Below are 19,556 nucleotides of genomic sequence, written 5' to 3'. Positions count from 1 at the left end.
CGATCTACTCCGCCATGATCCCCGCGCGATGCGCAAGGGCGCGGTAGCGCGAGATCTCGCCTTCCATCTGCGCGCGGAACGCCGCCGCGCCGATGGCCACCGGCTCCATGCCCTGCGCACGCAGTTGGGCCTGCAGCGCCGGGTGGCCCATGGTCGCGACGACCGTGCGGGCGAGCTTGTCGATCACCGGCGCCGGCGTGCGCGCAGGGGCGGCGAAGCCGTACCAGGCGTCGAAGGTGGCCTCGGGCAGTCCCTGCTCGGCCAGCGTGCGCACCTCGGGCAACATGCTGGAGCGCGTCGCGCCCACGATGCCCAGCGCGCGCAGCTTGCCCGCGCGCACGTGCGGCGCCACGGCGGCCACGGTGTCGATGGCGATCTCGACCTCGCCGCCGATCACCGCCAGCGAGCTCTGGCTGCTGCCCTTGTACGGAATGTCCTGCAGCTGGATGCCCGCGGCCAGCGCGAACAGTTCACCCGACAGGTGCGGCCCCGAGCCCGACCCGAAAGTGGCGTAGCGGATGCTCTTCGGCTTGGCCTTGGCCGCCGCGACGAGTTCGGGCAGCGACTGCCAGGGCTGGCCCTTGCCCACCACCAGCACCAGGGGCGTGCGCGCCACGATGGCGATGGGCGCGAGGTCGCGCACCGTGTCGTAGGGCAGCCTGGCGCGCAGGGCCGGGTTCACGCTGAAGCTGGTCGAACCCGAGAGCAGCAGCGTGTAGCCGTCGGGCGCGGCCTTGGCGACCGCGTCGGTGCCGATGATGGTGGACGCGCCGGGCTTGTTGTCGACCACGATGGGCTGGCCGAGCTGCTCCGACAGCGTCTGCCCCATGGCCCGCGCGACCAGGTCTGTGCCGCCGCCCGGGGGGAAAGGCACGACCAGCCTGATCGGACGCTCGGGCCAGGCGCCCTGTGCGAAAGCGGGTGAATGCGTGCCCAGGACGGCGGAAGCGGAAAGCAGCAGGCCGAAGCGACGGCGTGAGATGGCGATGTCCATGGTGCGTGTCAGGAGAGAGTGGAAGCGGATTGCGAAAGACGGCCTGCAGCCCACGGCGCAAGGCCCGGCTCGCCCAGGTCCCAGTACAGGCCGGCCATGATCTGCAGGCCCTCGCGCGCCAGCGGCGCGAGCAGGTGCTCGTTGGGCGCGTGCTGCGCGCAGGCGGGGTACGAATGCGGCACCCACAGCGTGGGCAGCCCGAGCAGGTCGGCGAAGACGTCGTTGGGCAGTGAGCCGGCGAGGTTGGGCAGCAGATCGAGCCGCCGGCCGCTGCTTTCCTCGATGGACTTGCGCGCCCAGCCCACCCAGGGGTTCTCGACGTCGAGCCGCGTCGCCGCGCCGGTCAGCGTCACCTGCACCTCGACCTGCCCGAAGCCGTGCGCATCGAGATGCGCGCGAACGATCTCCTGCAGGTCCTGCCAGGGCGTGCCGACCACGAAGCGCAGCTGGCAGTGCGCCACCGCCTCGGAGGGAATCGCGTTGACGGGCCGCTGCGGCGAGCCCGCGCCGAGCGCCAGCACCTCGATGGTGTTCCAGGCCACCAGCCGCTCCGCCGGGCTCAGGCCGGGCTCGCCCCAGCCCTCGTCGACCTCGGGGTCGTCCGCGCCGCCACCGATGGCGATGCTGGCCAGCGCATCCCGCACCGCCTGGGTCACCGGCGGCGGGCGCAGCGCCTCGACGAGGATGCGCCCGCGCGCATCGACCAGCGAGGCCACCGCATGGCTGACGACCGTGCCCGGATTGACCAGCACGCCGCCCCAGTTGCCCGAGTGATAGCCGCGCGGCCGGGCGCGCAGCCGCAGGCTGAAATTGACCGCGCCGCGCGAACCGAGGAAGAGCGTGGGCCGCGCGGCGCTCACGCGCGGGCCGTCGCTGGCGATGAACAGGTCTGCGCGCAGCTTGTCGCGCTGCTGCTCGCACACCGCGTGCAGGCCGGGCGAGGCGGCTTCCTCGCCCATTTCGATGAGCCAGGTCACGTTGTAGCCCAGGCGGCCGCCACGGGCTTCCAGCGCCGCCGCGAGGCCGCCCAGGTTGATGCTGTGCTGGCCCTTGTTGTCGGCCGTGCCGCGCCCGTACCAGCGTTCGCCGCGTGCCGTCAGCGCCCAGGGGGCCAGGCCCTCTTCCCAGTGCGCGTCCTGCCCGCTGACCACGTCGCCGTGGCCGTAGGTCATCACCGTGGGCAGGGACGGATCCTCGACGCGGCGCGCGATGAGGAAGGGCCCACCGCCGGGCACCGGGTTGGCGACCACCTCGCAGGCGAAGCCGAGTGCGGCGAGGGGCGGGATCATCTCCTCGCGCAGGTAGGCCTCCAGCGCGGGCGTGGCGGCGCCGGTGTCGCTCTCGGTGCGGAAGGCGACGCGGCGCTGGAGGTCGGCGAAGAAGCCGCCTGCGTCGAAGTAGGCGGCTGCGGCGACGAGGCTGTCTGAACGTGGCATGAAAGGGGTCCTTGTCTCTCTGTGTCTTCCCGTGTGACGGGTAGAGCAAGTACAAGGTCTGAAGGCCGATGCTTCCAGCATCGTTTTGGCAAGCTAACATTGCCTTGAAGGCAACACTCCGGACATTTCAGCCCGTCATGACGCTTCCGCTGCTCAGCATCCCGATGCGGCACTTCCTCGAAGTGGCGCGCAGCGGCTCGGTCAACCAGGCGGCGGCGCGCCTCTTCGTGGCCTCGTCGGCGGTGAGCCGGCAGATCGCCAAGCTCGAAGACAGCCTGGGTACGCCGCTCTTCGAACGGCATGCGCGCGGCATGGCGCTCACGGCAGCCGGCGAACGGCTGGCGGCACACCTGCGCAATGCGCAGCTCGACATCGAACAGGTGGTCGAGCAGGTACGCGACCTCGGCGGGCAGAGCGCGCGGCGCATCCGCATGGCCTGCACGGAAGGCTTCGCAGGGCACTTCATGCCGCTGGTGATGCGCAGCTTCGAATCGGCGAACCCGGGCTGCCAGCTGGAGTTGCACGTGGGCTCGCCCGATGGCGTGAGTGCGCTGCTGGCGCGCGGCGAGACCGACATCGCGCTCAAGTACGTGGTCGCGCCCGAGCCCGGACTGAAGATCGAGCACTCGGCCACCGCGCCGGTGTACGCCGTGCTGCGGCCCGACCACCCGCTGGCACGGCAGCGCGTGGTGTCGGTGGCCGACGCGGTGCGCTATCCGCTGGCCGTGGGCGACAAGGGCGTGACCGCGCGCCAGCTCTTCGACCAGGCCTGCAGCCTGCAGGGGCTGCAGTACCGGGCGCTCTTCGTGAGCAATTTCTCCTCGGTGCTGCTGCCGCTGCTGCGCACGCCCGATGTGATGCTCTCGGGCCTGCTCACGGTGATGCACCTGATCGACGAAGGCACGGTGGTGGCGCGGCCCTTCGCGGAGGCACCGCTGCAGCAGCGCCAGCTGCAGGTGCTGGCGCTCGAAGGCCGCACGCTGCCGCCGCTGGCGCAGGACTTCGTTCGGCACCTGGTCACGGCCATCGCCAGCGCGGGGCGCCGCAAGCTGGGGCGCGCGCGGGCTTCCGGCGCGGCGAAGAAAGAAGAGATCAGCCCAGGGCGTTGATGTCCGCCGGGTCGAGGATCGGCTTGGCCGCGCCCTTGCGCGCCACGGCCAGCATCGCGCGGCCCAGCTTCTCGGTGGTGGTCACCCGGTTCGGCCAGAGGCGGAAGGCCAGTCCGAGCACGGGTTTGAGCACGACGATGGCCGCGTCGTAGACCGGCGTTTTGGAACGGATGCCGTGCAGCGGCTGGATCATGCCGGGGCGGAACATGTAGGCCGCCTTGAACGGCAAGCGCAGCAGGGCGTTCTCGGTCGCGCCCTTCACGCGGGCCCACATGCTGCTGCCGCGTTCGCTGCTGTCGGTGCCGGCACCCGTCACGTAGGTGAAGGTCATGCCCGGGTTGAGCCGCGCGAGCACGGTGGCTGCCGCCAGCGTGAGGTCGTAGGTGATGCGTTTGTACTCGGGCTCCTTCATGCCCACCGAGGACACGCCGAGGCAGAAGAAGCAGGCGTCGAAGCCCTGCAGCTGCGATTCGATGTCGCCGTAGTCGTACATGTCCTTGTGGACCAGGTCGCGCAGCTTCGGGTTCTGCTGCCCTGTTGGGTTGCGGCCGACCGCGACCACGCTTTCCACATCGGGCGCCAGCAGGCACTCGCGCAGCACGCCCTGCCCCACCATGCCGGTGGCGCCGAAGATCAGGACTTTCATGGGAAGGGCTCCGGCCGGTCAGACCGCGAAGACGGCGGGCTTCTTGTTCAGCACCGCCAGCAGCAGGTCGACGTCGAGGCTGGAAGGCTGCGGCGGCTGAAGCGCCGAGAGCATGCGGGAGAGCGTCTCGGCATGCGGCAGGAGCGGGCCCAGGAAGCGCGTGCCGTCGGAGCCGGCGACCAGCAGGGTCGGGAAGGTCTCGACGTCGAAGGCATCGGCGATGTCGGCGTGGTCCTCGATGTCGACCCAGGCGAAGCGGAACTGCGGATGCGCGCGCGCCACTTCCTGGAGCAGCGGGCGGTAGTCGCGGCAGGTGCCGCACCACTCGGCGCAGAGGCAGACGACCCAAGGCGCATCGCCGGCCGGACCGGCGGATTCGGGGGTGCTTGGAAGGCTTGGAAGAGCGCTCAAGGCTGATGCGTCGGTGGTGTGATCGGAAGACCGGGTGGTACGGCCGGGAGGTCGTGGCTATTATGGACAAAGCCCTCCCGCAGGGTACAGGAGACTCGCACGATGAACACCACGACTGCCCCTGCATCTGCCGTCGATCCGCGCCAGTTCAAGAGCTTCGCGGAGTTCTACCCCTTCTACCTGACCGAGCACGCCAACATCACCTGCCGGCGGCTGCATTTCGCCGGTTCGACCATCTCGCTGCTGTGCCTGGTGGCGCTGATAGTCACGCTCAATCCGTTGTGGCTGCTGGCGGGCCTCGTGGCGGGCTACGGCTTCGCGTGGGTCGGGCACTTCGGCTTCGAGAAGAACAAGCCGGCCTCGTTCAAGCGGCCGCTCTATTCCTTCATGGGCGACTGGGCGATGTACCGGGACATCTGGCTGGGACGCGTGAAGATCTAGATCAGGAGCACGTCGCCCAGCCTCAGGGAGCGCAGCGGACCTTTCTGCCAGAGGTCTTCGAGCGGCTCGGCCCGCGGCATCAGCAACTCTTTCAGCAGCGGCTCGATGGGCGTCGACGGGTCGGCCAGCAGCACATAGCGCGGATCTTCGTTGGCGGGTTCTTCCGCCAGGGGCGCAATCCAGTCGAGCGCCACCAGCGTCTCGAGCACCGGCGCCAGCTGCAGCGCATCCACGCGCATGCGCGTCACCAGTTCGGTCGCGCCCATGCCCTTGGCAGGCGTGGCCTGTGCTCGGGCCAGGTGCTGCAGCGTTTCCATGGCCAGTTGCATGGGCCAGCCGGCGGTGCCGCCGCGCCGCGCGACGCCCGTCAGCAGGCTGGGCAGGTAGGCGGCGATGACCGCGCCCAGAAGCACGATCACCCAGGCCACGTAGATCCACACCAGCAGGATCGGCACCGTCGCGAAGGCGCCGTACAGCACCGAGTACGTCGGCACCAGGCTCAGGTAATAACCCAGCACGCGCTTGGCGATCTCGATGGCCGCCGCCACGAAGATGCCTCCGGCCCACGCATGCGACCAGCGCACGTTGGTGTTGGGCACGTAGTGGTATAGCGAAGCCATGCCGACCGCGAGCAGCATGAACTCGAAGGTGTCGAAGAACAGCTTCACGATGCCGCGCCCCACCACGTCGCTGGTGGCCGCGACCACGTAGGAAGTGGTGGAGAGGCTCACCGCGAGGATGATCGGCCCCAGCGTGATGGCCGCCCAATAGATGAGCACCCGCTGCGCGAACGGCCGCGGCGTGCGCACGCGCCAGATGTTGTTGAGCGTCTTGTCGATGGTGAGGATCAGCGCGATGGCGGTGATCAGCAGCACGATCAGGCCCGCGATGCCCAGCCCGCTGGCCTTGCTCGCGAACTGGTTCAGGTAGCCCAGCACCTGCCGCGCGATATTGTCTGGAATCAGGCTTTCGATGAGCCAGCGCTGCAGCCGGCCCTGCATCTTCGCGAACATCGGGAACACGGTGAACAGGGCCAGCGCCACCGTGAAGAAGGGCACCATCGCGATGGTGGTGGTGAAGGTCAGGCTGCTGGCCGTGAGGCCGAGCCGGTCTTCCCGGAAGCGCTCGCCCAGCACCGCTGCCGTGTTGCGCCACGGGAAGCGCGAAAGATCCCTCCAGAGTTGCCGACGATTCATGGCCGGTATCATGCCATCCGCTCTTTTCGCAGCGTCCCCGCCACCCGTGTCCGACACCCCGCCTCCTCCATCTTCCGTTCGCGCCACCCGCTGGGCCGCCGTGGGCAGCGTCGTCGGCCTCATCGTGCTCGGCCTGGCCTGGGAATTGTGGCTCGCGCCCTTGCGGCCCGGCGGCTCGCTGATGGCGCTGAAGGTGCTGCCGCTGGTCATTCCGCTCGCCGGGCTCTGGAAGAACCGCATGTACACCTACCGCTGGGTCAGCCTGATGATCTGGCTCTATTTCACCGAGGGCGTGGTGCGCGCCTGGAGCGACACCAGCGGCGTGAGCCAGGTGCTCGCGCTCGTCGAGGTACTGCTGTGCCTCGTGCTCTTCGCCGCCTGCGCCTGGCATGTGCGGCTTCGCCTGCGCCACGCCAAGAACGCTGCCCGCCAACTGGAGGCTTCCGCCCAATGACTTCTACCACCGACCTGATCGAACAACTGCGCGCCATCGTCGGCGCATCGCATGTGCTGAACGAGGGCGACCTCACCGCCTACGAGCAGGACTGGCGCAAGCGCTCCCGCGGCAAGTCGCTGGCCGTGGTGCGGCCGGCCAACACCCGGCAGGTGGCCGACGTGGTCAAGGCCTGCGCCGCGGCCGGCACGGCGGTGATTCCGCAGGGCGGCAACACCGGCCTCGCGGTCGGCTCCATTCCCGACGACAGCGGCACGCAGGTGGTGCTGAGCCTGCAGCGGCTGAACGCGATCCGCACCATCGACGCCGCCAACCTCACCATGACGGTGGAGGCCGGCTGCATCCTGCAGACGCTGCAGGAAACCGCCGAGAAGGCCGGCTACCTGTTCCCGCTGAGCCTCGCGGCCGAGGGCAGCTGCACCATCGGCGGCAACCTCGCCACCAACGCGGGCGGCACGCAGGTGGTGCGCTACGGCAACACGCGCGAGCTGTGCCTGGGCCTGGAGGTGGTCACGCCGCAGGGCGAGATCTGGGAAGGCACCAGCGGCCTGCGCAAGGACAACACCGGCTACGACCTGCGCGACCTCTTCGTCGGCAGCGAGGGCACGCTGGGCATCATCACCGCCGCCACCATGAAGCTCTATCCGCTGCCGGCGGCGCAGCTCACGGCTTGGGCCGCGGTGCCCTCGCTGGACCACGCGGTGACGCTGCTGGGCCTTGCCCACAAGCACCTGGGCTCGGGCCTCACCGGTTTCGAGGTGATGGGCCGCTTCGCACTGAGCCTGGTCGACAAGCACATGCCGCAGCTGCGCGTGCCCTTCATCGCCGACGAGGCGGTGCCGTACTGCGTGCTGCTGGAAAACTCCGACAGCGAATCCGAAGACCATGCCCGCTCGCGCTTCGAGGCACTGCTCGAAACCGCCTTCGAGGACGGCTGCGTGACCGACGCGGTGGTGGCCGAGAACCTCACGCAGGCGCACCAGCTGTGGCACATCCGCGAGAGCATCCCGCTCGCGCAGGCCGAGGAAGGGCTGAACATCAAGCACGACATCTCCATTCCGGTGTCGCGCATCCCGGCCTTCGTCGAGGAAACCGACGCGCTGCTGGCGCGCGAGATCGCCGGCGTGCGGCTGGTCAACTTCGGCCACCTGGGCGACGGCAACCTGCACTACAACGTTCAGGCGCCGGAGAACGTCGATACCAAGGCCTTCCTGAAGAACGAGGAAGAGCGCATCAACACGCTGGTGTACGACGCGGTCGAGAAGTTCGGCGGCTCGTTCTCGGCCGAGCACGGCGTCGGCTCGCTCAAGGTCGACAAGCTCGAGAAGCACAAGTCGCCGGTGGCGCTGGAGATGATGCGGGCGATCAAGCGCGGGCTCGACCCCAAGAACATCCTGAACCCCGGGCGGGTGATCCGGGTCTAGCCGCGCCTATCGGACCTGGAGCTTGACGGACGCGGCCCGCGCCGTGTCCGCCCTCTGCATGCTGGTCGCGGCCGGCAGTGCGTCGTCGCAGCGCGCGCAGTCCGCCTTCATGCAACCCAGATGCACCGTGACCGGTCCACCGGCGCTGAGGCCATGCGCCTGCGCCGCGCGCATCAGCCCCTGGTGCAGCGCTTCGTCGACCACCTCGACGCTGGCGTTGCAGCCGCCGCAGCTCAGCCGCACAGTGACTTCGAGCGCCTGCGGCCGCCGCAGGCGATGCACCGCGCGCACGCCACCCAGGCTGCGCTCCCATTCGCGCTGGATGAGGCCGGCCTGCTCCAGCTCCTTGATCACGCGGTAGACGCTGGCAAGGCCGGTGGCGGTGCCGCGCGCGAGCATGCGGCGGAACACTTCTTCGCCGCCCAGCCACTCGGAACCGCTCTCGGCCAGCGTCTGCAGCACGCACAGGCGGATGACCGTGGGCCGTATGCCCATGCTGCGCAGTTGCACAGAGAAGCCCTCGTTCGCGGGCGCCGCCGCGTACTGCATTGCTGCCGAAACTGCCACTGGCTCGTCCGCCCCTGATCTGCCTTGTCTGACGGCGCTCAGGCCGCCAGGCCCTGCGCCGGCGTGGCCGTGACCTGCGCGACGCGCCCGGCCTTCATCTGCACGATGCGGTCGGCCACGTGGAAATAGCGGTCGTCGTGCGAGATGACGACCAGCGAGTGCCCCTTGGCGCGCAGCTCGGGCAGCAGCTCTGTGTAGAAGAGATGGCGGAAGGTCGGGTCCTGGTCGGCTGCCCATTCGTCGAACACCAGCACCGGGCGGCCTTCGAGGTAGGCGTGCACCAGCGCGAGCCGCTTGCGCTGGCCGGTCGACAGGTCGGTGGTGCTGAAGGCGCCGTCCTTCACCGAGACCTTGTGTGCGATTTCCAGCCGCTGCAGGTAGGGCAGCGCGGTTTCGGGCAGCGCCTGGTGGCCGCCTTCCTCGCCTGCGACAAGGTCCTCGAACAGGTAGAAGTCGGAGAACACGGTGGTGAAGAGCTGGCGGTAGTCGTCGCGCGTCTCGGGCGTGACGGGCCTGCCGTCGAGCACCACTTCGCCCTGCTGCGGCGCGTACAGGCCCAGCAGCAGCTTGATGAGCGTGGTCTTGCCCGAGCCGTTGTCGCCGACGATGAAGACGATCTCGCTGCGGCCGATGCACAGGTCGACAGGGCCGAGCACGAAGGCGTCGCCGCCCTCGGGCGCATCGAAGGCGTAGCGCACGCCGCGCAGCTCGATGGCGTCGCGCAGCGGAGGCGAGGCAGGCGGCGAGTCGAGGTGCAGGTGCGGCTCCGGCGTGGCGAAGCGCGCCGACAGGTCGGCGATGCGCCCGAAGGCCACCTTGGCGCGGCCCAGGTGCGGAAGCGCGCCCACGATCTGGTCGATGGGCCCCTTGATGAACAGCAGCACCAGCACGAAGCCGCTGAGCACAACGGGATCGGTCGTGCGCCATGCGGCCCAGCCGAGTATCAGCGCGATCAGCAGGAAGAACAGCGCCGAACCGAAGGAGGTGGCGAGCACGAAGGTGTTGATCGCGCGGCGGTTGATGTCGCGGATCGCATCGACGGTCTGGGCGATCTGCCCCTCGTACACCCTGGCGCGGCGGGCGCGGTGCATGCGCAGCTCCTTGGCGCCCTCGCTGATGCCGCGATAGGCCTTGTGCAGGAGCTCTTCCTTTTCGCGCGACTGGAAGAAGCCCGCGATGCCGCGCCCGTGGGCCCAGCTTTGGATGGCCACGCCGATCAGCATGGCCACCACCAGCAGGCCGAAGAGCGCCGGCGACAGCCACGCGAGGTAGCCGAGGCACCCCAGCGCGATGGCCAGCGAGATCATGGTGGCGGCCAGCATGAAGGCCACGTCGCTGATCATGTCCACGTCCTGCGTGAGAACGGGCATCAGGCGGTGCATGCGGTAGCGCTCCAGTGCGTCGATGGGCGCCGCGAGAATCCTCAGGGCCAGGTCTTTTCGCACCTGGGCGACCAGCCGCTGGCCCACGACGTTGTTCGACATGTCCGAGAGCGCGCGGCCGACCAGCGCCACCACGCACAGCCCGATGAAGGTCAGGAGCAGTCCGCCGGCCATGCCGCCGGGCCGGCTGAGCACCTCGTTGATGGTCGCCAGCAGCGACACGGTGGCTGCGCCGGCGGCGATGCCGGTAACGGCCGAGAGCAGGATCCAGGGAGCGAAGGGTTTCAGCAGCCGGAGCAGATCGGTGGCCTTGGCGCTGGCGGGTTGGGTTTGCATGCCGGTATGACGCTGCGGCGGCCGGAATGTTTAGCCGGCGGCCGGCCCGCCGCTTGCTGCTTACTGCAAGGTCGGCTTCTGGCACGGCTCGTCGCCGGGCGCGGACCCGACCATGACCGCGCCGGCCAGGGCCCACAGGGTCAGGGCATCGTCGAGCGCGCGCACGTGCCGGGCATCGCGCCCCAGCCACAGGACCAGCTTCTCCGCGCGCTCGAGCGACGGCGCATCGTGCAGCTCGCGAAAGAGCCGCCAGGCCTCGCTGAAAGCCGGATCGGAAGGAACGTGGTGACGGGAGTTCATCGCATCTGACGCCTGGACTGCTGTGGATGCGTGGATAGACGCGACCCGCCGTCGGATGTTTAGCGCATGTCATCTCCACGTCGCAATTTCGTGAACTATTGCGCCGCACTAAACCTTCGGGCGGCTCGTCCGTCTCCTGTTGGATGAGCACGACTTGCGCGGCCACGCCCTGTCTTTTCTTCCGATGATTCCCCTGCTGGCACCGATCTTCAAAGGCGAGTGGGCGGTCTACGGCGAAACGCTGGCCTGCGCGCCGCAGCCGCCCGCGGGCGCCGTGCAGGTGGCCGAGCTGATCGCCAGGTCGGAACTTCTTGCCGCGCTTCTGCAGCAGCACGCCCGTCACCGCCGTGTGCGCAGGCCCGACCTGCGGCCGGTGGCCTCGGCCTGGAGCATGCACTACCTGAATGCCCTGCTGCCCCCGGTGGCCGCGGCGGCCAGCCTGCTTCAGCATGAATTTCCGATGGCGCCGGAGCGGGTGTGGATCAGCTTCGAAGACGGCGCCGTGCCGCAGCGCTTTCACATCACGCACGAAGGGCACGCGCGCCCCGGCACCGACACCGCAGCGCGCTATACGGCGCTGCTCTTCGAGCACCTCGGGCCGCTCTTCGCGCAGCTGACCCGACTCACGCGCATCGCGCCCAAGATCTTGTGGGGCAATGCCGCGCGCTACCTGGAGCCCGTACTCCAGCAGGGCCTGCTGCTCAGCGGCCACGCTCCCTCCATTGCAAAGGACCTGGACCACCTGCTGCACCAGCCGCGCTGGGGCTGCGCCGACAACCCGATGTTCACGGTGCCGCGCGAGGTGGTGCGGATGCAGTCCGGCACGCCGGTCCCCGTCACGCTGCACCGGCAGTGCTGTCTTTATTACCTGCTGCCCGAAGAGGGCTACTGCGGTGCGTGTCCGCTGGCGCCGGAGTTCCGCAAGGCGCGGGACCGCGCCTAAACAAACAGCCGCGCCGTGCGTCTTTTGCGGATAAGCATCCGTTCATGGATGCAACCGCGACATCCACCATGCCACTGCATCCCGACCTGGAAGCCTTCCTCGAACTTGCCGCCATCGCCGAGGAGGACGGACGCCCCCCGATGTGCGACATGTCGCCCGCGCAGGCGCGCGCCAGCTACGACCAGTCGACGCTGGCGCTCGACGGCGTGGGCCCCGACCTGCCCGTGGAGGACATCGGCTTGCGCGCCCGCGACGGCGCGCCGCTGCGCGCGCGGCTGTATCGCGGCGCAGCCACGGGCGCGCCGCTGCCCACCCTGCTCTACTTTCACGGCGGCGGCTATGTCGTCGGCGGGCTGGACTCGCACGACGCCCTGTGCCGCACGCTGGCAAAAAACGCCGCGTGCGCGGTGCTGGCGGTCGACTACCGCCTCGCGCCCGAGCATAAGTTTCCGACCGCCTTCCACGATGCCGAAGATGCCGCCCAGTGGCTCGCGGTGCACGGCGGCTCGCTCGGCCTGGACACCTCCCGCGTGGCCTTCGGCGGTGACAGCGTCGGCGGCACGCTGGCCACGGCGCTGACGATTGCCGCGCGCGATGCCGGGCGCCCGCAGCCGCTGTTGCAGCTTCTGCTCTATCCCTGCACCAGCATCCGACAGGACAGCGACTCGCACCAGCGCTACACCAAGGGGCACCTGCTCGAGCAGCGCACGCTGCAATGGATGTTCGGCCACTACCTGCGCAGCGACGAAGACCGCCACGACTGGCGCTTCGCCCCGCTCGCCGCGAAGGATCTCTCCGGCCTTGCGCCCGCCCACATCGTGCTGGCGGAATACGACCCGCTGGTGGACGAAGGCAAGGCCTACGCCGGGCGCCTTCAGGATGCCGGTGTGCGCACGCACCTGGCCGTGCACGAAGGCATGGTCCATGACTTCGCACGGCTGAGCCAGGTGGTGGAGGAAGCGGACGCGCTGCGCTCGTCGCTCGCGCAGGTGCTGGCCGAGGCCTTCCAGCGGCCGGCAGTTGCCGCGACGCCCCCGGCGATCGGCGCATGGGTGTTCCACGCGCACCCCGACGGCCAGCCGCTCGAAGCGCGGCTCGACGGCGTGAAGCTCACGGTCGGCCCGCAAAGCGGCAATGAACGGAGCAGCCGCTGGGCATTGCGCGAGCAGGCCGGCACGTTGCGTCTGGAATGGCCGCAGGGCAATGACACGGAGCCGCAGGAGACCCATCTGCTGGCGGCCATCGAAGCCGTCTTCGTTCGCCATCCGAAGTGCAAGACGCTGCCGTTGCAGGTGCCATCGTCGTGCATCGCCCGGCTGATCGATGCCGGGGCGGTCGCCCCTTCCGCCGGGCAATTGCCGAGCGTGGTGCGCGAGACCTTCTGGCAATTGCCGCGCGTGTGGCAGTGCAATCCGCGCGAGCCCTTCGCGCAGCGCCATGTGATGAGCCAGGGCAAGCGGCATCCGCTGCGGCCCGCCAAGCCCGTCGGCACGGTCTACCAGCGCCACATTCCGTGGCTGTCGCAGACGCTGACGCTCGACACCGTGGACATCGAGCGCGACCTTCCCGCCTTCAACCGCTGGATGAACGACCCGGTGGTCGCGCACTTCTGGGAAGAACAGGGCGACCTCGCGAAGCATCGCGCGTACCTGGACGCCATCGCGGCCGACCCGCGCGTCACGGGGCTGATCGGCCGGCTCGACGGCGAAGCCTTCGGCTACTTCGAGGTGTACTGGGCCAAGGAAGACCGCATCGCGCCCTTCTACGACGCGGGCGACCACGACCGCGGCTGGCACGCGCTGATCGGCGAGGCGCGCTTTCGCGGCAAGCCCTTCCTCACGGCGTGGATGCCGTCGGTGTCGCACTACCTCTTCCTGGACGACTGCCGCACGCAGCGCATCGTGATCGAGCCGCGCGCGGACAACCACAAGATGATCAAGAGCCTGGGCCGCTGCGGCTATGCGCACGTGAAGGAGTTCGACTTTCCGCACAAGCGGGCCATGCTGGGCATGCTGCTGCGCGAACGCTTCTTCGGCGAGGCTCTCTGGATTCCCCAAGGGGAGTCGACCATTTCGCCAACTTCGGCCGAGCGCGCCGAACTTCCCACCGAGGACCCCTCATATGCAAATCCATGACCTGATCGGCGTCGGCTTCGGCCCGTCCAACATCGCCCTGGCGATCGCCCTCGACGAGAAGCGCCACCACGGCCAGTTCGTGGACGCGCTGTTCATCGAGAAGCAGCCGGGCTTCGTCTGGCACAAGAACATGCTGCTGGACAACGCGCACATGCAGATCTCCTTCATCAAGGACCTGGCGACGCTGCGCAACCCCGCGAGCCGCTTCACCTTTTTGAACTACCTGCACGAGAAGCAGCGCCTGCAGGATTTCGTCAACCTCAAGACCTTCTTCCCGAGCCGCCACGAGTTCAACGACTACCTGGGCTGGGCCGCGGCGCAATTCGAGGACCGCTGCGCCTACGGCGAGGCCGTGTTCGAAGTGGTGCCCGAGATGCGCGGCACCGAGGTGCAGATGCTGCGCGTGCGCTCGCGCCAGGCCGATGGCACGGTGCGCGAGCGGCTGGCACGCAACCTGGTGGTGAGCGTGGGCGGCGTGCCGAACATTCCGGCGCGCTTCCAGCCCTTCAGGGACGACGTGCGCGTGTTCCATTCGAGCAGCTACCTGGAGGCGATCGCGAAACACCCCGACGCGAAGCGCATTGCCATCGTCGGCGCAGGCCAGAGCGCGGCGGAGATCTTCATGGACCTGCAGAGCCATCCGAACAAGCCGGCGGTGGACCTGATCATGCGGGCGCGTTCGATCAAGCCCTCGGACGACAGCCCCTTCGTCAACGAGATCTTCAACGCCGACTTCACCGACTTCGTTTTCAACCGCTCCGGGCCCGAGCGCGCCGAGCTGCTGGAGGAGTTCTGGCACACCAACTACGCGGCGCCCGACCTGGAGCTGATCCAGCAGATCTTCAACGTGTTCTATCGCCAGCGCGTGGCGGGCGTGGCGCGCCACAGCTTCCTGCGCCGCCACGAGGTGACCGCGGTGCACGCCGCGGCGGACGGCGTCCACCTGTCGCTGCACGACCTCAACAGCGGGGAGCGCGGCAACCAGGCCTACGACGTGGTGATCCTCGCCACGGGCTACGCGCGCGACGCGCACCGGACGCTGCTCGATCCGCTCGCGCCCTACCTGGGCGACTTCACGGTGGACCGCCACTACCGACTGCAGGGCACGCCGGAGCTCAAGCCGGGCATCTTCCTGCAGGGCGCCTGCGAGACCAGCCACGGGCTGAGCGACACGCTGCTGTCGGTCACGGCGATCCGCTCGGACGAGATCGGTCAAGCGCTGCTGAACGCGAACCCGCGCCCGCTGCAGCAGCAGGCGCAGGCGGCGGAACGCGCGTCGCGCGCCACTGCAGTCATCTGACATCGGAAAGACGCGGCTCGGTGACTCGGTGATACACTTAATAAGAATAGTTCTTATTAACCCCATCCCCCGGGGTCACCGAAACGCAAAGCCATCGCCGCCATCTCGTTGCTTCCTGAAGGAGGCGGCGATCTCGCGGGCATGACGGGCGTCCGGTTCCGGGGCCCATCGTCGATGCTTGCGAGAAGGCTGCCGGATGCGCGACCTCGTCCAGGAACTTGTAGCTCACTATGCGGACTTGCGCCGACAGCTCACTCGCGACCTGAGGGACCCCCATTACGCGGCGGACATCGCGCAGTCGAGCTTCGAGCGCGTCTACGCGCAGGCGACGAAGGCGCCCGGCGCCGCGCGCATCGACATTTCGCCCGATGACGCGAAGGACAGCGGCAGCGGTGGCATCGAGTCGCCTCGCGCCCTGCTCTTTCGCGTGGCGCGCAATCTCTGCATCGACGAGGCGCGCCGCCGCAAGGTGGCCCAGGAATGGGTGGGCTCGCACGCCACCATCGGCTCCAGCCTCGTGGCGCCCTCCAGCGAATTCCTCCTGGCGCAGCAACGCGTGCTGGCGCGGGTGGTCGAAACCATGGAGAAGCTTCCGCCCCGGCGGCGCGAAGTGTTCCTGTTGTTCCGGGCCTACGGCCACACGCGCGCCGAGATCGCGCAGCAGCTCGACATCACCGAGATGGCCGTGGCCAAGCACCTGCTTCGCGCCACCATCGACTGCTCGCGAGTGTTCGCCGAGCTGCGCACCGAGCTGATCGAACCGCCGCACGTTCAAAGCCGCGCGGGCTTCGACGCCGCGCTGGCCGAAGACTTCTCGTGAGCGGCGGCATGGCAATGGGCGTACCGCGCGAACGGCTGATCGAGCGCGCGCTCGCGCTGATCGTGGAAGGCGAGGTCGCGCCGGGGGAAGCCGCGCAGAACGCCCGCACGGCCATGAACCAGTGGCGCAACAGATCGCCCGAGCACGCCGCGGCGCTGCTCGAAGCGCGACACCGCTGGGACATGCTCGGCGGCATGGCCGACGACCTGCGCGCGCACTTCGACACACCGGCCGCCGGCATGGCGGCGGCCGCTGCGGCAACCTCCGCCCGTTCGCCCCAGCGCCGAAAGCTGCTGCTTTCCATCGTGGGGCTGGTGGGCGGCGGCCTCGTCGCGGGCCGTGGCGTGCAGTGGTACTGGCAGCAGCCCGTATTTCGCTCCGCCTACAACACCCGCACCGCGCAGATGCTGAAGGTGACGCTGCCCGACGGCGCCGCCGATGCATCGGGCAGCCAGCTCGACATCGCGCCCCGGAGCGCCATCGAGGTCACGCTGTACCGCGGGCAGCGGATCGTCGACATGGCGCGCGGCGAGGTGCGCTTCGAAGTGGCGCACGACTCACAGCGCCCCTTTCGGGTGCGCACGCGCGATGCTGTCATCGAGGTCGTCGGCACCGTCTTCACCGTGCGTGACCGCGGCGGGCCGGTCACCGTTGGGGTGGAGCAGGGGCATGTCCGCGTGCAGGTGCGTGCCCGCCAGAACGCCGAGGCATCCATACCGTCCGCCGAGGTCATCGACCTGCACGCCGGCGAACTCGTCGAAGTGCTGGACGGCCACGCCGATGCCGTGCGCCAGTCCGACACTCGCGCCCTCTCGGCGTGGCGAGACGGCTGGCTGGTATTCGACAACACGCCGCTGAGCGAGGCCCTCGCGGCGGTCAACAGCTACCGAATCCGCCCCATCGTCAGCGCCGACGCGCGCATCGACGCCATGCGCCTGTCCGGCCGCTTCCGCACCAATGACTCCGTGGGTCTGGTCGAAGTGCTGCCGACGATCCTCCCGGTGATCGCCGCCCCCCACCCTGACGGCAGCGTGGAACTGCGCAAGCGCTGAAAAAAGAGGCGGCACCAGCCTCGCGGTGCCCGGGGCCGAACAGTGTGTCTCTGTTTGGCGAGTTCAAACGTCTTACTTTGAGAAACGCCAAGGCTGCTGTTTTTTGCGAGCCATGGCGTCCAAAAGTACGAATACGTCGCATTTACTTGACCTGGAGCCCTGACCCATGCGTTCTTCGCCTCGCCATCGCCTTCTGAGCGCCGCACTCGCCGCCGCCTTCGGAACCACCTTCGTCAGCTGGAGCAGCCTTGCTTCCGCCCAGGCCTCCGAACAGGCGGCCGCGCCGACATTCGACATCCGCGTGCCCGCGCAGCCGCTGGCGGCGGCGCTGAACGAGCTGTCGCGGCAGACGGGTGCGCAGGTGTTCGCTGCCGGCGACATGGTGACGGGCATCAGCGCGCCCGCGGTATCCGGCAGGCTGACGCTGCAGCAGGCGCTGGACCGGCTGCTCGCCAGCAGCGGCCTCGTCGCGGTGCGCAACGGCGCCTCGCAGGTCACGATCCAGCGCGCTTCGACCGCCACGGCCGGCACCTCGCTGCCACCGGTGACAGTCCAGGCCACGGCCGACGGCACCACCGAAGGCACGGGCTCCTACGCAGCCCGCTCCGCTTCGACCTCCACGCGCATGGACCTGTCCCTGCGCGAGACCCCCCAGTCCGTGAGCGTGATCGGCCGCCAGCAGATCGAAGACCAGAACCTGGTCACGCTCGACGACGTGCTGCGCCAGACCCCCGGGATCGTGGCCGACCGGCTCGACGAACGGGTGCAGTTCACGTCCCGCGGCTTCACGCTGGGCACCATGATCGACGGCATCCCCACCTTCGCCTTCAACACCGTGGCGGGCGAGGTCAGCATGCTCAGCACCGCCATCTACGACCGCGTGGAAGTGCTGCGCGGCTCGGCAGGCCTCCTCAACGGCGTGGGCTCGCCCGGCGGCGCGATCAACCTGGTGCGAAAGCGCCCGACCAGCGAGTTCTCGGGCCACGTGACCGGCGGCATCGGCTCCTGGAACCGCTACTCCGGCGAAGTCGACGTGGGCGGCCCGCTCAATGCCGCGGGAACGCTGCGCGGACGCTTCGTGGCTTCGCGCACCGCGGGAGACAGCTTCATCGAATCGAAGAAGACCGCGGAAGACGTGCTGTACGGCATCCTGGAGGCAGACCTCTCCCCCACTACCACGCTGGCCGTCGGCGTCGAGCACCAGAAGACCGCCACCGACGGCGCCAACTACGGCCAGGCCCCGCTCTTCTTCAGCGACGGCACGCGCACCCGTCTGCCGCGCTCCTTCAACTCCAGCGCGCCCTGGAGCTACTGGAACATGTACTCGGACAAGGTCTTCGCCAACCTCGATCAGCAGCTGGGCGGCGGCTGGCGCCTGAAGCTCGACGCGAGCTACCTGAAGAGCAAGCGCAAGCGCGCCTCGGGCGACCTCAATACCTTCTACCCCGTCGATGCGACGGGCGACTCCACCATCGACATCCGGGACAACCCGGCGACATCGAGGAATACCTCCTTCGACGCCCACCTGCGCGGCCCCTTCGAGGCCTTCGGGCGCAAGCACGAGGCGGTCCTCGGGTTCAGCTACAACGACTACGACTACGCCATAGACACCAACCTGGCAGCGCCCACCGTCTTCGATACCCGGCCGCTCAACTTCTACACGCTGCAGTCGTTCCCCGCAGTCACATCCTTCCCCTACAAGTCGTACACGCTGTCGGGCCAGACCTCCGAGAAGTCGGTCTACGCATCGACGCGTCTGCGCCTGGCCGACCCGCTGTCGGTGATCGTGGGCGCTCGGGGCACCTGGTACAAGAACGACGCGCTCAACCGCAACCAGGTGGCCGGCACGCTGACCAGGGTTCCCGGCTCGCACGAGAGCGGTGTCGTCACGCCCTATGCCGGCATCGTGTACGACCTCAGCAAGGAGTTCTCCGTGTACGGCAGCTACACCGACATCTTCATGCCCAACACCGAGCGCGACAGCGCCAACAATGTGATCCCGCCGCAGCGCGGCAAGAACTACGAGCTCGGCATCAAGGGCGAGCACTTCGCAGGCAAGCTCAACACCAGCCTCGCGGTCTTCCGCACCAAGCAGACCAATCTGCCCGTGGAAGACACCAGCGCAGGCCTGCTGCCCGACGGCAGCGTTCCCTACCGGTCCGTGCCCGGCGCACGCAGCAGGGGCTTCGAACTGACCGCCTCGGGCGAGCTGGCACCCGGCTGGCAAATGCAGGCGGGCTACACCTACCACGTCAAGCGCGACAACAAGGGCGTGCGGCTCGATCCCACCTACCCCAACCGCCTGTTCCGCGTAAGCACCAGCTACCGCCTGCCTGGCGACTGGAGCAAGCTCACCGTCGGCGGCAGCGTGAGCTACCAGAGCAGCATCTATTACGACGAGGCTTCCGGACTCGGCCGTGCGACGCAGGGTGGCCTCACGCTCATCGGCCTGATGGCGCGCTACGAGTTCGACAAGAAGCTGAGCGCCTCGCTCAACATCGAGAACCTGACCGACAAGCGTTATTACAGCGGGCTCGGCGGCTACAACGGCTACACCTACGGCCGCCCGCGCAACGTCTGGCTGAAGCTCACCTACAAGCTCTGATTGCT

At 68.7% G+C, this 19,556-nt stretch carries 18 protein-coding genes; 10 read left to right on the top strand and 8 right to left on the bottom strand.

The window, feature by feature from the left end:
• Positions 1-4 precede the first annotated feature (4 nt).
• Positions 5-994 (bottom strand): Bug family tripartite tricarboxylate transporter substrate binding protein, encoded by a 990-nt coding sequence (locus tag ACAM57_RS09620; protein ID WP_369661491.1) that lies wholly within the window; start codon positions 992-994, stop codon positions 5-7.
• 8 nt (positions 995-1,002) lie between these two features.
• A complete protein-coding gene (locus tag ACAM57_RS09615) occupies positions 1,003-2,430 on the bottom strand; it encodes a M20 family metallopeptidase (RefSeq protein WP_369661490.1) in 1,428 nt (475 codons plus the stop codon).
• 137 nt (positions 2,431-2,567) lie between these two features.
• Here ACAM57_RS09615 and ACAM57_RS09610 point away from each other — a divergent pair, with 137 nt between their 5' ends.
• A complete protein-coding gene (locus ACAM57_RS09610; RefSeq protein WP_369661489.1) occupies positions 2,568-3,539 on the top strand; it encodes a LysR family transcriptional regulator in 972 nt (323 codons plus the stop codon).
• On the opposite strand, the gene ACAM57_RS09605 is transcribed toward ACAM57_RS09610, so the two are convergent.
• Together ACAM57_RS09605 and ACAM57_RS09600 are read right to left on the bottom strand one after the other, a co-directional pair.
• Entirely contained in the window at positions 3,523-4,185 is a 663-nt protein-coding gene (locus tag ACAM57_RS09605) for an NmrA family NAD(P)-binding protein (RefSeq protein ID WP_369661488.1), read from the bottom strand. The two genes, ACAM57_RS09610 and ACAM57_RS09605, sit on opposite strands and share 17 nt — an antisense overlap.
• Positions 4,186-4,203: 18 nt before the next feature.
• Positions 4,204-4,596, bottom strand: coding sequence for a thioredoxin family protein (locus ACAM57_RS09600; RefSeq protein ID WP_126024818.1), 393 nt, complete (start codon positions 4,594-4,596; stop codon positions 4,204-4,206).
• Positions 4,597-4,698: 102 nt separating this feature from the next.
• On the opposite strand from ACAM57_RS09600, the gene ACAM57_RS09595 reads away from it, so the two are divergent.
• Positions 4,699-5,037 carry an Mpo1-like protein gene (locus ACAM57_RS09595; protein WP_126024817.1) on the top strand — a complete coding sequence of 113 codons (339 nt, stop codon included), beginning with the start codon at positions 4,699-4,701 and terminating at the stop codon, positions 5,035-5,037.
• Here ACAM57_RS09595 and ACAM57_RS09590 read toward each other — a convergent pair.
• Entirely contained in the window at positions 5,034-6,245 is a 1,212-nt protein-coding gene (locus ACAM57_RS09590) for a YihY family inner membrane protein (RefSeq protein ID WP_369661487.1), read from the bottom strand. The two genes, ACAM57_RS09595 and ACAM57_RS09590, sit on opposite strands and share 4 nt — an antisense overlap.
• On the opposite strand from ACAM57_RS09590, the gene ACAM57_RS09585 reads away from it, so the two are divergent.
• Positions 6,244-6,687 carry a DUF2069 domain-containing protein gene (locus tag ACAM57_RS09585; protein WP_126024815.1) on the top strand — a complete coding sequence of 148 codons (444 nt, stop codon included), beginning with the start codon at positions 6,244-6,246 and terminating at the stop codon, positions 6,685-6,687. The two genes, ACAM57_RS09590 and ACAM57_RS09585, sit on opposite strands and share 2 nt — an antisense overlap.
• Entirely contained in the window at positions 6,684-8,111 is a 1,428-nt protein-coding gene (locus tag ACAM57_RS09580) for an FAD-binding oxidoreductase (RefSeq protein WP_369661486.1), read from the top strand. Before ACAM57_RS09585 ends, ACAM57_RS09580 begins: the two co-directional genes overlap by 4 nt.
• 6 nt (positions 8,112-8,117) lie before the next feature.
• On the opposite strand, the gene ACAM57_RS09575 is transcribed toward ACAM57_RS09580, so the two are convergent.
• The 3 genes from ACAM57_RS09575 to ACAM57_RS09565 are packed head-to-tail and all read right to left on the bottom strand — an operon-like array spanning position 8,118 to position 10,696.
• Positions 8,118-8,678 carry a Fur family transcriptional regulator gene (locus ACAM57_RS09575; protein ID WP_369661485.1) on the bottom strand — a complete coding sequence of 187 codons (561 nt, stop codon included), beginning with the start codon at positions 8,676-8,678 and terminating at the stop codon, positions 8,118-8,120.
• 38 nt (positions 8,679-8,716) lie between these two features.
• Positions 8,717-10,396: a cyclic peptide export ABC transporter gene (locus ACAM57_RS09570; protein WP_369661484.1), complete on the bottom strand. Its 1,680-nt coding sequence runs from the start codon at positions 10,394-10,396 to the stop codon at positions 8,717-8,719.
• A gap of 60 nt (positions 10,397-10,456) precedes the next feature.
• Positions 10,457-10,696, bottom strand: a complete 240-nt coding sequence (locus ACAM57_RS09565) for a hypothetical protein (RefSeq protein ID WP_126024811.1) — start codon at positions 10,694-10,696, stop codon at positions 10,457-10,459.
• 184 nt (positions 10,697-10,880) lie between these two features.
• On the opposite strand from ACAM57_RS09565, the gene fhuF reads away from it, so the two are divergent.
• From fhuF to ACAM57_RS09535, 6 genes are all read left to right on the top strand, one after another.
• Positions 10,881-11,639, top strand: coding sequence for a siderophore-iron reductase FhuF (gene fhuF, locus ACAM57_RS09560; RefSeq protein WP_369661483.1), 759 nt, complete (start codon positions 10,881-10,883; stop codon positions 11,637-11,639).
• Positions 11,640-11,707: 68 nt separating this feature from the next.
• On the top strand, positions 11,708-13,774 hold the full coding sequence (locus tag ACAM57_RS09555; RefSeq protein ID WP_369661482.1) for a GNAT family N-acetyltransferase: 2,067 nt from the start codon (positions 11,708-11,710) through the stop codon (positions 13,772-13,774).
• Positions 13,761-15,074: a lysine N(6)-hydroxylase/L-ornithine N(5)-oxygenase family protein gene (locus ACAM57_RS09550; RefSeq protein ID WP_369661481.1), complete on the top strand. Its 1,314-nt coding sequence runs from the start codon at positions 13,761-13,763 to the stop codon at positions 15,072-15,074. Before ACAM57_RS09555 ends, ACAM57_RS09550 begins: the two co-directional genes overlap by 14 nt.
• A 196-nt stretch (positions 15,075-15,270) precedes the next feature.
• Positions 15,271-15,894 (top strand): RNA polymerase sigma factor, encoded by a 624-nt coding sequence (locus tag ACAM57_RS09545; protein WP_126024808.1) that lies wholly within the window; start codon positions 15,271-15,273, stop codon positions 15,892-15,894.
• A gap of 8 nt (positions 15,895-15,902) precedes the next feature.
• Positions 15,903-16,946 carry a FecR family protein gene (locus tag ACAM57_RS09540; protein ID WP_369661480.1) on the top strand — a complete coding sequence of 348 codons (1,044 nt, stop codon included), beginning with the start codon at positions 15,903-15,905 and terminating at the stop codon, positions 16,944-16,946.
• Positions 16,947-17,112: 166 nt separating this feature from the next.
• Entirely contained in the window at positions 17,113-19,551 is a 2,439-nt protein-coding gene (locus tag ACAM57_RS09535; protein WP_369661479.1) for a TonB-dependent siderophore receptor, read from the top strand.
• The last annotated feature ends 5 nt before the right edge of the window (positions 19,552-19,556 follow it).

Source organism: Variovorax sp. V15 (genome assembly GCF_041154425.1).
GTDB classification, from domain to species: domain Bacteria; phylum Pseudomonadota; class Gammaproteobacteria; order Burkholderiales; family Burkholderiaceae_C; genus Variovorax; species Variovorax guangxiensis.
Note: the sequence above shows the minus strand (reverse complement) of the source record. Positions and strands in the feature narration are given on the sequence as shown.